Origin of the sequence: Thiorhodococcus drewsii AZ1 (assembly GCF_000224065.1) — a bacterium.
In the GTDB taxonomy this organism is placed as follows: domain Bacteria; phylum Pseudomonadota; class Gammaproteobacteria; order Chromatiales; family Chromatiaceae; genus Imhoffiella; species Imhoffiella drewsii.
This window is the reverse complement of record NZ_AFWT01000016.1, coordinates 19,822-34,232: the sequence shown is the minus strand read 5'-3', so window position 1 is coordinate 34,232 and position 14,411 is coordinate 19,822. Positions and strand designations below refer to the sequence as shown.

General features: G+C 63.8%; 8 protein-coding genes and 1 tRNA gene. 6 read left to right on the top strand and 3 right to left on the bottom strand.

Translation table 11 applies throughout. The annotated features are described in order from the left end of the window. Positions 1-190: 190 nt before the first annotated feature. Together THIDRDRAFT_RS12105 and THIDRDRAFT_RS12100 are read right to left on the bottom strand one after the other, a co-directional pair. A complete protein-coding gene (locus tag THIDRDRAFT_RS12105; protein ID WP_007041139.1) occupies positions 191-3,316 on the bottom strand; it encodes an efflux RND transporter permease subunit in 3,126 nt (1,041 codons plus the stop codon). Then, positions 3,313-4,482, bottom strand: a complete 1,170-nt coding sequence (locus tag THIDRDRAFT_RS12100) for an efflux RND transporter periplasmic adaptor subunit (RefSeq protein WP_050984711.1) — start codon at positions 4,480-4,482, stop codon at positions 3,313-3,315. Before THIDRDRAFT_RS12100 ends, THIDRDRAFT_RS12105 begins: the two co-directional genes overlap by 4 nt. A 257-nt stretch (positions 4,483-4,739) precedes the next feature. On the opposite strand from THIDRDRAFT_RS12100, the gene THIDRDRAFT_RS12095 reads away from it, so the two are divergent. From THIDRDRAFT_RS12095 to THIDRDRAFT_RS12070, 6 genes are all read left to right on the top strand, one after another. Next, positions 4,740-5,027, top strand: a complete 288-nt coding sequence (locus THIDRDRAFT_RS12095) for a hypothetical protein (RefSeq protein ID WP_139058714.1) — start codon at positions 4,740-4,742, stop codon at positions 5,025-5,027. Between the two features lie 26 nt (positions 5,028-5,053). Further along, positions 5,054-6,088 (top strand): sodium:calcium antiporter, encoded by a 1,035-nt coding sequence (locus THIDRDRAFT_RS12090; protein WP_007041137.1) that lies wholly within the window; start codon positions 5,054-5,056, stop codon positions 6,086-6,088. A 193-nt stretch (positions 6,089-6,281) separates the two neighbouring features. Next, complete coding sequence (locus THIDRDRAFT_RS12085) at positions 6,282-9,149, top strand: sensor domain-containing protein (RefSeq protein ID WP_086009932.1); 2,868 nt, start codon at positions 6,282-6,284, stop codon at positions 9,147-9,149. Positions 9,150-9,410: 261 nt separating this feature from the next. After that, positions 9,411-12,041 (top strand): CHASE domain-containing protein, encoded by a 2,631-nt coding sequence (locus THIDRDRAFT_RS23825; protein WP_007041135.1) that lies wholly within the window; start codon positions 9,411-9,413, stop codon positions 12,039-12,041. 17 nt (positions 12,042-12,058) lie between these two features. After that, entirely contained in the window at positions 12,059-12,436 is a 378-nt protein-coding gene (locus tag THIDRDRAFT_RS12075; RefSeq protein ID WP_007041134.1) for a response regulator, read from the top strand. Positions 12,437-12,472: 36 nt separating this feature from the next. Continuing rightward, entirely contained in the window at positions 12,473-14,140 is a 1,668-nt protein-coding gene (locus tag THIDRDRAFT_RS12070; RefSeq protein ID WP_040844720.1) for a diguanylate cyclase, read from the top strand. Positions 14,141-14,273: 133 nt separating this feature from the next. Here the strand turns inward: THIDRDRAFT_RS12070 and THIDRDRAFT_RS12065 are convergent. Next, positions 14,274-14,358 (bottom strand) — tRNA-Leu (locus THIDRDRAFT_RS12065). Positions 14,359-14,411: the final 53 nt, after the last annotated feature.

Genomic DNA, 14,411 nt, shown 5'->3' with positions numbered 1-14,411 from the left:
TCGCTGGCGGCTGACTGCTTTTTCTAGGTTGAACGGTTGCCCAGAAGGCGATTCTTGAACGTCCTTCAGTGCGTCTCATGGGCCACGCAGATTCGATGCCAGGCCGTGGGCGCGCCGGAACCGAGTCGCGGGCTTCGTCGTGGCGGGCCCCATGAGCAACCTCGCGGGGCATTTCAGCCGGTCGTTCGGGTCAGGGTTCCTGCGCGCTCGCTTGTGCATCCTTTGCACGCTGCTCCTCCAGCGCATGCGCTAGAGCGGCGCGGGGACGTGTGCGCCGCGCGAGCAGCAGATAGAGCACAGGCACCAGGAAAAGCGTCAACAGGGTCGCCGACAGCACGCCGCCTAGGATCACGAGCCCGAGGATCTTGCGTGTCTCGGCCCCAGGTCCCATCGCCAGGATCAGGGGTAGGGCGCCGAAGAAGGTGGCGATCGAGGTCATGAGAATGGGCCGCACGCGCGCCTTGGCGGCTTCCTCGACCGCCTCGTGTAGCGCACGACCCCGATCGCGGAGCTGGTTGATGAATTCCACCAGCAGGATCGCGTTCTTGGCCATGATGCCGATGGCGAGGATGAAGCCGATCTGGCTATAGAGATTGATCGAGCCGCCGCCGATCCACAGCGCCATGAGGGCGCCGAAGACCGCCAGCGGCACACCGGCGAGCAGCACCAGCGGCTGGACGAAGCTCTCGAACTGGGCCGCGAGCACCAGGAAGACGATGGTGAGCGCCAGCGCGAAGGCGAGCGCAAAGGTTCGGCCAGAGCGCTGATAGTCCTGGCTGGCCCCGAGCCAACGGATTTCCACCTCCGGGGGTAAGAGCGCTGCGGTCTTGGCCTCCAGCGCGGCGAGGGCATCGCCCAATGCGGTGCCGCTGGTGAGTGTGGCCTTCAGCGTCACCGCCGGCAGCCTGTCGACCCGATGCAGTTCGGCGGCGCGTCCGATGACCTCGGTCTCGATCAGCCCGCTCAGGGCGACCAGCGAGCCGTCTGCGGCACGGACATTGATCTCGCCGATGTCTTGCGGCGAGGCGCGATCGGCTTGGCGGGCGCGGACCATGACCTCGTAGGTCTTCGCATCGATGGAAAAGTCCGTCACGTCTTCGCCGCCCATCAGGAGCTGGAGCGTGCGGCCGATGTCGGCGATCTCGATACCGAGTGCCGCCGTGCGGTCGCGATCGATGTGGATGCGCAGCTGCGGATTGGTCGGTTGATAGTCGAGCCGCGCCTGCGCCAGTTGCGGCATCGAACCGGCCTGTGCCAGTACCTGCTCGGCCAGTTGATGGAGCTGATCGAGATTCTCGCCCACCAGCGCCATCTGCACCGGCTGCCCGGCGTTGGATCCGCCGAGACTGGGCGGGTTAATCGCAAAGACCTGAGCGCCGGTGATGGCGGCCAGTTTCGGCTGTAGCGAGGCGGTGATGGCGAACTGACTCTGTTTGCGCTTGCTCCAATCCTTCAGCCGCAGGATCACGATGGCGGAGTTGACCGGCCCCTGACCGGCGCTGCGCGGCGCCACCAGCGAGATTACATGCCGTGCCGGTCCCTCATTGTCGGTCAGCGGCAGCAGCACGGTCTCGATCTTCGACAGGATGTCGCGCATGTAATCGAGGGTCGCGCCCTCGGGCGCGGCCACCGGGATGAAGACGACCCCACGATCCTCGCGCGGCGACAGTTCGCGCGGCAGCTCCCGATACAGCCAGACCGTCGCGCCGAGCAGCGCCAGAGACAAGAGGACGACCAGCCAACGCCATCCGAGCACGCCGCGCAGCAGGCGCAGATAGCCGTTGCTGGTGTGCTCGAAGCCTCGCGAGATCGCCCGATAGAGCGCGCCGTCCTGAATGCGCTCGGCGGCGATCAGCTTCGAGGCCAGGGTGACCCCGAGCGTCAAGGCGACCAGGCTCGACAGTGCCAGCGCGCCGCCGAGACTGGCCGCGAATTCGCTGAACAGACGTCCCGCGTCGCCGGTCAGGAAACCGAGCGGGGCGATGACGGCCAAGAGTACCGTTGTGGTCGCCAGGACCGCGAAGGCCACCTCGCCGGCGCCCAGGTCGGCGGCCAACAGGCGTGGCTTGCCCCGCTCGGAAAAACGAAAGACGTTTTCGCTGACGACGATGGCGTCATCGACGAGCATGCCGATGGCCAGGATCAGCGCCAGCAGGGTCAAGACATTGATCGAGAAGCCCAGCGCGTAGAGCAGGATGAAGGCGCCGACGACCGAGGCCGGGATTGTCGCTGCGGGCACCAGGGTCGCGCGCCAGGAGCCCAGGGAGAAGAAGACCACGGCCACCACCAGCGCGACCGTGATCGCCAGGGTCAGCAGGATCTGGCGGATGGAGGTCTCGACAAAGGTCGCCGAGTCATAGGCGATGGTCAGATCGACATCGTCTGGAATGCGGTTGGCGAGCTGTTCGATACGCTCGCGCACGCCCGACGAGACCGCGACCAGATTGGAGCCGGACTGTCGGACGATGCCGAGCCCGATCGCATCCTTGCCGTCCAGGCGCACGGCGGTGCGATAGCTTTCCGGTCCATAGTCGATGTCGGCGAGGTCGCCGAGGCGCACCTGCGCGCCGTCGCGGTTGGCGACAATGAGTTCGCGAAAGGCCTCCGGTTTCTCCAGCTCGGTCATGGTGCGCAGGGTCAACTCGCGGCTGTCCGAGACCAGACGCCCGGCCGGTAGCTCCAGATTGCGCGCGCGCAGGGCCTGCTCCACGTCGAGCACGGTCAGTGCGTGCGCGGTCAGTTTGGCCGGATCCAGATCGATGCGCATGGCATAGCGGCGCTCGCCGCCGAACAGTACCGTCGCCACGCCGGAGACCGTCGACAGGGGATCGACGAGGACACGATCGGCGAGATCCGAGAGCTCCAGGCGGTCCATGGTGTCGCTGGTCAGCAGCAACCACATCACCACCTGGGCCTGGAGCGAGCGCTGTGCGATCTCGGGTGCCTCGGCCTGCTCGGGCAGTTCGTTGCGCACCGTGGAGATGCGGTCGCGCACGTCGGCGGCGGCCAGATCCAGGTTGCGGTCCAGCGTGAACTCCACCTCGACGCGGCTGCGCCCGTCGCGCGAATTGGAGCGGATCTGGCGCACACCGTCGATGCCGCTGAGCGCCTCTTCGATGGGTTCGGTCACTTCGCGTTCGACCACCTCGGCGGAGGCGCCGGGATAGATGACCGTGGCGGTCACGGTCGGCTCGTCGACATCCGGGTACTCGCGCACCGGTAGCGTCAGCACGGCGAAGATGCCCAATACCAGCAACAGCAGCGACAGCACGGTGGCCGCGACCGGCCGGGTGACGGCGAGGGTCGTCGGCTTCATCGCCGCTCCTCCGTCGATTCGTTGGGAGGCGTCGATTCGGCGGGAGGCGCGCCGCTGTCGGACGCCTTGGACGCGGAGGTGGGGCGCACGGCGAGACCGTCCCGCAGTCCCTGGAGCCCGGCGACGACGACGCGCTCGCCCGCCGCGACGCCGTCACGAATCTCGACCCAACCGTCGCGGCGCGTGCCTGTCTCGACCCGTCGGCGCTCGACCTTGGCGTCGCTGTTCTTTTCATCCTCAGCCGGTGGTCTCAAGGCATAGACCAAGGTGTTCGGCCCCTCGGTGATCACGGCGGCCTCGGGGACGCGTAGCGTGTCGCGCTGACCGACGATCAATGCCACCTGCATGAACATCCCCGGTTTGAGCAGGCCATCCGGGTTGTCGAAGGTTGCCTCCAGCGGCAGGGTGCGGGTGCCTGGATCGACCTCGGTGCCGATCAGGGTCAGGGCGCCGTCGAAGCGGCGCGACGGATAGGCCGGTGTCGTCGCTTCGACCCTTTGATCGGGGGCGATGCGTCCGATCTCGACGCCGGGAACCATGAACAACAGATCCAGCGGTTGGGTGCGGCTGAGACGCGCGATCGGATCGCCGGGCTTCAGCAGGGCCCCGATGCTGATCAGACGACGCCCGATGACGCCGGCGAAGGGTGCCTCGATACGCCGGTCGTCGAGATCCTTCCTGGCGATGCGCAGCTGTGCCTTGGCCTCCCGGGCGGCGGCCTCGGCGCTGTCCATCTCCGAAGCGGAGACGAAATCCTTCGCCATCAGTTCCTTGCGTCTGGCCTCTGCGCTGGAGCGCTGCTCCAGACGCGCGGCGGCGCGCTCGACCGCCGCCTCGGAGCGATCGCGTTCCAGCTCGACCAAGAGTGCGCCCTTGGCGACGCGCTGGCCCTCCTCGAAGTGGATCTTATCGACACGCCCGGCTGTGCGCGCGGTGATGGTCACCGCCTCCGGCGCTTGCAGCGTGCCGGTCGCGCGGATCCTATCGGCAATGGTCGCGCGCTCTACCCGCGCTGTCTCGACCGCCGGCGGCGGTCGTCCCTGCGCCGCGTCTTCCTGGCCACCGTTGGCGAACAAGGTCTCGCGGAAGAGCCAAGCGGAGAGGGCTGTTCCGACGGCGAGCGTCAGCAGCAACAGCAGCAGGGTTCGTCGTGTGTGAGTCGTCATCGCATTCCTGAGCAGCCGAAAGACAGAGCCGCTTCTTCCGGGGGTGACATCGGTGACAGACGAAAAAGCAACAGCTGTACCGGTTTTGGTCACGCCATCCTGGAATGGCGCATAGGGATCGTGCAGAGAGGTCACGACCGTCTGGATTTGGCGGTCAGCCGTGCAGGCTTCCATTGGCCTGGGCCTGCGGTTGAGCGCGGTTTAGATGCCTTCGATTGAGGGGGATTTGCCCCGGCGAAACAGCCGAAACGGCTGAAATGCACCCTGATGGTTTGGCTACGGCTGCCATTGGCGCGACACGGGCGACGATCGCGATTGGCATCTCGTTTGCTTTTTTGATGCGTCATACGTTCAACCGCGCCCCGCTGGGTGGTTTCCGTCATGCGCAACGCAGGGAAACCCGAAGCGACAGGGCTCGATCACCAGCGCGCGGAGCGCGACACACGAACTGCATCGAGGAGGCACCGAGACTGATGACCGAAGCGAAAGATGCTGCGGCGATCCGCGATCATCTGCCTGGGCGTCTCTTCGGCCTGCTGAGCTGAGTCGGATTAGGAAACCGCGATCCCCCATGCCTGCTCCCGAACACTGGCCCTTGGGCCTGACGCTCCTCGTCTTTGTCGCGAGCGGAGCGACCATTGCCTTGGTCGGAACACGCATGGCGCGCTTGGCGGACCGGTTGGCCGATCTGACCGGGCTTGGCGAAGCGGTGTTCGGTGCGATCCTGCTCGGGGCCAGTACCTCGCTGTCCGGCATCGTCGTGTCGATGACCGCCGCCTCCGCCGGCAAGGCGGAGCTGGCCGTCAGCAACGCCGTGGGCGGTATCGCGGTGCAGACCGTCTTTCTCGTCGTCGCAGATCTTTTTTACCGGCGAGCCAATCTCGAGCACGCCGCCGCCTCGCTGCCGAATCTCATCAACGGCGCCATGCTCTGTGCCTTGCTCGCGGTGCCGCTGATGGCGGCGACAGCGCCGCCGGTGACGCTGTTTGGCGTACATCCGGCGTCGATCTGCCTGTTGATCCTATACGGGTTCGGTCTGCGCCTGGCGTCCTTGACCCGGGATGATCCGGCCTGGCATCCAGTGCGAACCGGCGAGACCTTCGAAGACGTTCCGGGCGAGAGCGTCGCCGATGGAGCCGGGCAGGGTCGACTCTGGATGGGATTCGCGGTGGCCGTGGTTTTGGTGGGAGTCGCCGGTTATCTCGTGGGACTTTCAGGGATGTCGCTGGTGCGTCTGACGGGCCTGTCCGAGACTCTGGTCGGCGCCTTGTTCACCTCGGTGGTGACCTCGCTCCCGGAGCTTGTCACTGCGGTTGCGGCCGTCCGCCAGGGGGCCTTGACGCTCGCCGTGGGTGGCATCATCGGCGGCAACACCTTCGATGTGCTGTTTCTGGCGCTCTCCGATGCCGCCTACCGGCCGGGGTCGATCTACCACGCCATCGGCGAGCAGCCGCTGTTCATCATCAGCCTGACGATCCTTTTGACTGCCACGCTGCTGCTTGGCCTGATTCGGCGTGAGCGCAACGGGATCGGAAACATCGGTTTCGAGAGTTGGTTGGTACTGATGTTTTACGGCGTCGGTTTCAGCGTCATCGTCATTGGCTGAGCGGCGATCGACCATACCCGGTGTCTGGGGCACCGGATCCTCCTGTGCCGATCAGGGCGCTGTCGCCGGCAGTCCTTGGTCGCTTGAGCTTGGCCTTGGCCTCTTGTCTGGCGTCGCTGGACTTCCTTCCCAGATGACGCGGATACTCAGTGGTCATAGGTTCCTGTTTTTTAGGATGGAGGTGGCCGGTATCATGGACGTGAACGAACGCCGGACGTTTGAATCCGCTTTCATCTCCGCCCCGAACCGCAGGCGTTTCTGCGAGACGGCCGTCCGTCATACCGCCGAGACACTGATGCTCGACCCTGTCCTCGTCACCCATCTGATTCCGGGCCAGCCGCGTATCGCTCCCCTGGCCGCCTGGCAGGTCGGACGACCGATTCCCAATTGGTTCTACGATCCAGCCTTCACCGCCCGCGATCAGCTCTTGAGTGCGGGCCGTTGCATCATTGAATCCGATATGACGCACCCTGGGATCGCCCGCACGCCACTGATCGACATCGACCCGATCCAGGTGGACCCATGCATCCTGGCGACGCGCACGGGCGTCGAATTCGAGCCGTGCGATGGCGATGCCATGGAAAGGCTACGTCAGGAGCACGACACGATCCGCAATATTCTGCAGACAGTCGAGGCCATCATCGTCGCCCTGGATGTCGAGGGCCGTATCACACTGGTCAACCGCAAGGGCTGTCAGTTGCTGGGCTATCAGGAAGCGGAATTGATCGGCCGGGACTGGTTCTCAACCTGTCTTCCTCACGATATCGATGTGGCGGAAATCCGCGCCATCCATCGCAACATCTTGAACGGGGACCTGCTGGGCTCGGAGTGTGTCGATAACCCGGTCCGTACCCGCTCGGGCGCGGAACGCTTGATTGCGTGGCACAACAACAGTATCCGGGACGCCGAGGGCCGGGTGATCGGCAGTCTCAGCGCCGGCGAGGATATCACCGAACGCCGACGGGCCGAACGCAAACTGACCGACAGCGAAACGCGCTATCGCCTGGCCTTTCAGACCAGTCCCGATTCGATCAATATCAACCGGCTCTCCGACGGGTGCTACCTGGATGTCAACGATGGCTTCGTGCGTTTGACCGGCTGGAGCCGTGACGAGGTGATCGGCCAGAGGTCGCGCGACATTGGAATTTGGCACGACCTGGCCGTTCGCCGGCAACTCGTGAATGCGCTCGCGCGCGATGGCTATTGCGAAAATCTAGAGGCCTGCTTCGTCAAAAAAAACGGCGAGATCGTCATCGCACTCATGTCGGCTCACCTGATCACCCTTGAGGGCGAAACCTGCATCCTTTCGATCACGCGCGACATTACCGATAAGAAGCGGGCGGAAGAGGCCTTGCGCGACAGCGAGGCGCGTGCCAATAGCATCTTGCGCGTCGCGCCCGTGGGCATCGGCGTGGTGGTCAGGCGTCTCTTCATGGAGGTCAACGATACACTGCTGCGCATGACCGGTTACCGCCAGGACGAGTTGATCGGTCAGTCGGCACGGCTGCTCTATCCGTCCGATGCAGAATTTGAGTTCGTCGGGCACGAGAAATACGACCAGATCCGGGCACAGGGCATCGGCACCGTGGAGACCCGCTGGCGATGCAAGGATGGATCACTGATCAATGTCATTCTGTCCTCGTCGCCGATCGATCCGGACGATTTCGACAAGGGCGTGACCTTCACCGCTCAGGACATTACTGCGCGCAAGGTCCACGAGGAACAGATTCGCAATCTTGCCTATTTCGATCCCCTCACAGGGCTTCCCAACCGCCGTTTGCTGGTCGATCGGCTGGAGCACGCACTGATCGCCAGTCATCGCAGTCGCCAATACGGCGCCCTGATGATGCTCGACCTGGATCAATTCAAGGCCATCAACGATACCCTGGGGCATGATGTCGGCGACCGGCTGCTGGTCGAGGCCGCACAACGTATGACGACCAGCGTTCGCGAGGGCGACACGGTCGGCCGTTTGGGGGGGGATGAATATGTCGTGATCCTGGAAAACCTCGGAACCGAAGAACAGGCGGCGGCCAACGCAACCGAGATGACGGCGGAGAAGGTGCGTTTCGCCCTCAACATGCCCTATGCGCTGGCCTCCGCCGAGCCGGCCCATTACTGTACGTCCAGTATCGGCCTGACACTCTTTCGCGGTCACGATACCTCGATCGAGGTACTGCTCAAGCAGGCGGACGTCGCGCTCTATCAGGCCAAAGGTGCGGGACGCAACACGGCCCGCTTTTTCAACCCGAACATGCAGAAGACCATCGAGTCGCGCATGGCGCTGGAGACCGCGCTGCGTCAGGCGCTGTTCAAAGGCGAGCTACAGCTCTTCTATCAGCCTCAGATCGACCAGAATGGTCGCTGTTTCGGCGCCGAGGCCTTGTTGCGCTGGCGCCGGCCGGGTCATGGTTTGGTCGCGCCGCTGGAATTCATTCCACTGGCGGAGGAGACCGGACTCATCCTGCCGATCGGTCAATGGGTCATGGATACGGCCTGCGCTCAGATCAAAGCGTGGGAGGCGAGTGAACGGACCCGCTTCCTACGTATGGCGGTCAATGTCAGCGCGCGGCAATTCCATCAGCCCGACTTCGTCGCCCAGGTCCAGGCCAGCCTGGAGCGATACGGGGCCAATCCGCACCGGCTCAAGCTGGAGCTGACCGAGAGTGTCGTGCTGGAGAACGCCGAACAGGTCGTTAGCCGAATGAACCAGCTCAGGGCGCTGGGGGTGAGCTTTTCGATGGACGACTTCGGCACAGGTTACTCCTCGCTGTCCTATCTCAAACGACTGCCGCTGGATCAGTTGAAGATCGACAAGTCGTTTATCCGCGACATCGCCACGGATCCAAACGATGCAGCCATCGTCCGGGCGATCCTTGCCATGAGTCAGTCACTCGGACTGGAGGTCGTCGCCGAAGGGATAGAGAACGAGGCGCAGCGGCGTTTTCTATGCGAGAACGGCTGCCACCGCTTTCAGGGCTATTTGCTCGGGAAACCCAAGCCGATTGAGGAATGGGAAACGCGACCCGACCTTGGAGCGGATGTGGATAGGACGACATAAGTCGTCTCTGAGTGAATTGACATGCCTTGATGGACGAATGGCTCGGATCAGGCGTGCAGACCGACGACGACCGGGCGCGGTCGCAGTAACCCGAGCATCCTTGATCACGGGCGGTCGATGCCCGAGGTATCGCACGTAGCTGTTGGGGACGTACGTACGATTCCGTGATGCGGCTGTTTTCGCGCCGTTTCGGCAGATCAGGGAGTCGATCGAATCCAAGAATGCTGCGTGGGTTACAGCAAAACATCTCGGAAATTTGGTATGCAAGATAGGACGCAAGCCATTCGCTCATCCCCCCCAGAGTCCGTACGAGCAGGGAACGCCGGGATTCGAAGCCTCATCCCCTGGATCGTGCTGCTGGCCACCCTGCTTCCGGTTCTGCTGGCGTGGAACGGCTTGACCGAACAGCGACAGGTGCTCGCGAATCGACAGTTCGAGCTGCTCAGCCGCGAGATCCGCGAGGCGATCGCCCAGCGTCTGCTCGACCACAAGCAGATCCTGCTCGGTGGTGCCGGCCTGTTCGACGCCAGCAAGGAGGTGTCCCGCGAGGAGTGGCACACCTATGTCGAGCGACTGAGCTTGGCGAAGAACTACCCCGGCATCCTGGGTGTCGGCTACAGCCAAGTCATCCAGCCCGATCAGCTGGCGGCGCATATCGCCGCAGTGCGCGCACAGGGCTTCCCCGACTATCAGGTCAAGCCGCCCGGCGCGCGTCCGCTCTATACCGCCATCGTTTATCTGGAGCCCTTCTCCGGGCGCAACCTCGCGGCTTTTGGCTACGACATGTTCTCGCAGGAGACCCGACGCGCGGCCATGCAGTCGGCCGTCGACACCAACACCACCACCATCTCGGGCAAGGTCCGCCTGGTGCAGGAGACCCACGGCAAGGAGCAGGCCGGATTCCTCATGTACGTGCCCATCTATCGGCCCGATCTGCCTCTGGACACGGTGGAGGCACGCTGGAAGGCGCTCCGGGGCTTCGTCTACAGTCCCTATCGCGTCGATGACCTGATGGTCGGGATCCTCGGCGAGCGCAGCAGCCGGTCGATCGATTTTAGGATCTACGATAGCGATCACGCCGAGCCCAATGCCCTCATGTTCGAGTCTGCCGAGCACCACGCCGATGAGTCGAATCTGCAGCCCAGCCATCGCAGTCAGGAGCAGATCCATGCCTATGGTCGTACCTGGACGCTGAACCTATACAGCCGACCGGGCTTCGATGCCGAAACCGATTCGGTGACCGTTTGGCTGGTGCTTGGACTGGGAATCGGCATCAGCCTGGCCCTTTTTGCCCTCACTCGCCTGCTGGTCGATCGCCGCGCGCAGGCGCTGGCGCTGGCCGCGGAGATGACCGCCCGACGCCAGGAGTCCGAAGATCGTTTCCGCTCGGTCTACCTGCACCTGGGACAAGGCGTGGTCATCCACGACGCCGACGCGCGCATCCTTGATGCCAATCCCGCCGCGCAGCGCATCCTCGGCACCACCCTGGAGCAGATGCGGGAACTGACCTCGGTCGACTCACTGTGGCAGGTCGTCCACGAGGATGGGAGCAGCTTTTTCGCCACCGAGTACCCGGTGATGGTCGCCTTAAGGCGCAGCACGCCCGTCACGGATGTCGTGATGGGGATCCGCCACGACCGAGCCGTGCCATGGCGCTGGATCCTGGTCGATGCCTATCCCAGGCAGGACGAGGTGAGCGGCCGGGTGCACCGGGTCTATGCGGTCTTCACCGACATCACGGCGCGCAAGCAGGCAGAGTTGGCCCTCAAGGATCAGTCCCGGCACACGCAGGCTATCCTGGACAATGTGATCGACGCCATCATCACGGCGGGTGCCGACGGCATCGTCACCTCCTTCAACCTGGCCGCTGAGGGCATCTTCGGCTATGCGGGCGCCGAGGTGGTCGGAAACAACCTCAGCATGCTGATGCCCGAGCCCTATCACTCCGCTCACGATCGCTATATGAGCCACCATCTGCGCACCGGCGAGCAAAAGGTCATCGGCCACACGCGCGAGCTCACCGGGCGGCGCAAGAACGGCGACACCTTTCCCATGGAGCTGGCGGTCTCCCGTATCGAGCGCGACGGTCAGCCCTTCTTTATCGGCATGGTGCGCGACATCACCGCGCGCAAGCAGTTGGAGCGCATGAAGAGCGAACTCATCTCGACCGTCAGTCACGAGCTGCGCACCCCCGTCACCTCCATCCGTGGTGCGATCGGCCTGGTGATCGGACGCTATGCCGACGCCCTGCCCGAGAAGGGGCGCAATCTGCTCCAGATGGCCGAGCGCAACAGTGCCCGTCTGACCTTGCTCATCAACGATATTCTCGACCTGGAGAAGCTCACCTCCGGGCGCATGAACTTCGATCTCCATCCCTGTGATCTCGTCTCGATCGCAGGCCAGGCATTGGAGGCCAATGAGGGCTATGCCCGTCAGCACCAGGTGACGCTTTCGGGGTGCTTCGAGCTGACGCGCGCACCGGTGTTGGCCGACGACAATCGCTTGCTGCAGGTCTTTGCCAATCTCATCTCAAATGCCGTGAAGTACTCACCGTCGGGCGCCGTGGTCCAGATCGGGCTGCGGCGCCAAGGGGAGGGATTCCGCGTCAGCGTTCAGGATGAGGGGCCGGGCATTCCCGAGGACTTCAAGGGCCGCATCTTCGAGCGCTTCGCCCAGGCCGATAGCTCCGATACGCGCGAGAAGGGCGGCACCGGATTGGGGCTGTCTATCACCAAGGTGATCCTGGAGCGGCACAATGGGCGCGTCGACTATCTCTCTCAGGCAGGGATCGGCACGACCTTCTATTTCGACCTGCCCGAATGGATCGAGCGCAGCTCAGACGGCACGGTTGCCGATCCGCAGCCAGATCCGCCGACGAGCGAGCAGGATTAGAGTCTTAGGAGCACACCATGACACTGCATATCCTACATATCGAAGACGAGCCGGACATCCGGGAGGTTGTCGATTTCGCGCTGGAAGAGGGTGGTTTTCGGTTGACTCAGTGCGCTTCCGGGGAAGAGGCGTTGACCTGTGCCCCGGAACTCTCACCGGACCTCATCCTGCTTGACGTCATGATGCCGGGCATGGACGGTCCGACCACGTTGCAAAAGTTGCGGGCGCTGCAGAATCTGGCCCGTACCCCTGTCATTTTTATGACCGCCAAGGTTCAGCCGAAGGAGTGCGAGTACCTCAAGGCACTCGGGGCGCTCGGGGTGATCTCCAAGCCCTTCGATCCCATGCGGCTCGGTGAGGAGATTCGCGCCCTCCTGCAGCATCCTCTCGTCTGAAGCCATCTCATGCCCAAGCCCTGTGGAGAGCCGCTTATGTCTTCATCTCAGCCGAGTCGTCGCGGGAGACTGCGCCAGATGGAGGCGCAATTCCTCAAGGAACTACCGACTCTGCTCTATGAGTTGGAGGCGGCCTGGTCGCATGCGTTGGAGCCTGCAAGTCCGCCAAGCGCCTTGGATGGCTTTATTCATCGGGCGCACAGTCTCGCGGGTACTTCCGGAACCCTCGGGCAGCCGGCGCTCGGTCGCCACACCAAGGAGATCGAGTGTCTGGCCGAGCGGCTCCGCCAGACGGAAGGACCTGTCCGCTCCGAATTGGCCGCTCGCATCAGCGCACGTATCCGGATGCTGAAACCGCAATCGCCACAGGTTGCGGAGGGCCAGGAAACCGCCGAAGAGGACGGCGCCGCCCTCTCCGGCTCCAGCCGGACGAAGACGGCGGATGGGCAAGCCCCCTGTCTGCTGCTGATCGAAAACGATCCGCGAGTCGCCGCAGAACTGTCGGAACAGCTCGGCCACTTCGGGTGGGATGTCGTTCGGTGCGCGCGCACGCAGCTCGACAGGATGCTGGATGCCCGTCGGCCCGTGGCGATCATCTCGGATGAGATCCTGACGGAAGGACACTCGTCAGATCCGAGGCTCGGTCCCTCCACGCAGCGGCTCGCCACCCATACGCCCGTCATCATCGTCTCCGATCGCTGGGACTGGGACAGCCGGCTGGCCGCCGTGCGCACCGGGGCCGACGCCTATCTCACCAGGCCGCTCGATATCCACCGCTTGGCCGACCTGCTCGATAAGCTCACCGGCGAGCAGCCTCAGGACGCCTATCGCGTGCTGATCCTCGACGACGAGGCGCGCTCCGGCGACTACTACGCCGAGGTGCTCAGGGGTGCCGGCATGCATGCCGTCGCCATTAGCGAACCGCGCAGATTGCTCGACAGCCTCAATGAGGTCAATCCGGAGCTGATCTTGATGGATCTGCACATGCCGGACTGCAACGGCATCGAGGCCGCACGCATTGTCCGTCAGGACGAGCGCTATGCCAGCGTGCCCATCGTTTTCCTGTCCGGCGAGTCCGATCGTCAGCGGCAATTGTCTGCGATGGGAACCGGGGCGGACGATTTTCTCACCAAGCCCATCGGCGATACCTACCTGGTGAGCGCAGTCGAGCTGCGGATCGCCCGCTTTCGCTCGCTCACCGCCCTCATCCGCCAGGACAGTCTGACGGGGTTGCTCAACCGGATCGCCTTCGACCTCCAGGTCGAGGCCGAGACGTCGCGCGCGAGCAGGAGCGGTTCCCCCCTAGTGCTCGCCATGCTGGACATCGATCATTTCAAGCGGATCAACGACACCTATGGCCATCCTGTCGGCGACCGGGTCATCAAGAGCCTGGCGCAACTGCTGCGCAAGCGACTGCGTCGCTATGACATCATCGGGCGCTATGGCGGAGAGGAATTCACCATCCTCATGCCGGATACTCCGCTCGCGGCCGCCGAGAAGGTCTTGAACGAGCTGCGCGAGCAATTCTCCCTGTTGCACCTGTCCAGCGTGGGCGACCAATTCCATTGCACGTTCAGCGCAGGGCTCGCTGCTCTGGACGACCACCCCAGCCAGGAGCTGACGGCCGTTGCCGATGCTGCTCTCTATGAAGCCAAGCGGCTCGGGCGCAATCGGGTCGTGTGCGCCGACACAGGCATCGGGTGAACATCAGGGCGCCAATCGCATCGATCTCGCGCTCGACGAAGCGCTTGAAAGCTTGAACCCGCGATTTCAGGCCGCTCAAGCGCACAAAAAACCGGGCAAAGCCCGGTTGATGTGTGTCTATCGCGTTGATGTTTGGTGCGCGAGGGGGGACTCGAACCCCCACAGGTTTCCCCACTGGAACCTAAATCCAGCGCGTCTACCAATTCCGCCACTCGCGCGAATCGGCGCATTCTACAGTGGATTGGATCAAACGCGTAGTGCTGGAACGAAC

Coding starts and splice junctions, on each gene's coding strand:
- THIDRDRAFT_RS12085 (WP_086009932.1), top strand. CDS start 6,282: ATGGACGTGAACGAACGCCGGACGTTTGAATCCGCTTTCATCTCCGCC.
- THIDRDRAFT_RS12070 (WP_040844720.1), top strand. CDS start 12,473: ATGTCTTCATCTCAGCCGAGTCGTCGCGGGAGACTGCGCCAGATGGAG.
- THIDRDRAFT_RS12105 (WP_007041139.1), bottom strand. CDS start 3,316: ATGAAGCCGACGACCCTCGCCGTCACCCGGCCGGTCGCGGCCACCGTG.
- THIDRDRAFT_RS12095 (WP_139058714.1), top strand. CDS start 4,740: ATGCACCCTGATGGTTTGGCTACGGCTGCCATTGGCGCGACACGGGCG.
- THIDRDRAFT_RS12090 (WP_007041137.1), top strand. CDS start 5,054: ATGCCTGCTCCCGAACACTGGCCCTTGGGCCTGACGCTCCTCGTCTTT.
- THIDRDRAFT_RS23825 (WP_007041135.1), top strand. CDS start 9,411: ATGCAAGATAGGACGCAAGCCATTCGCTCATCCCCCCCAGAGTCCGTA.
- THIDRDRAFT_RS12075 (WP_007041134.1), top strand. CDS start 12,059: ATGACACTGCATATCCTACATATCGAAGACGAGCCGGACATCCGGGAG.
- THIDRDRAFT_RS12100 (WP_050984711.1), bottom strand. CDS start 4,482: ATGACGACTCACACACGACGAACCCTGCTGCTGTTGCTGCTGACGCTC.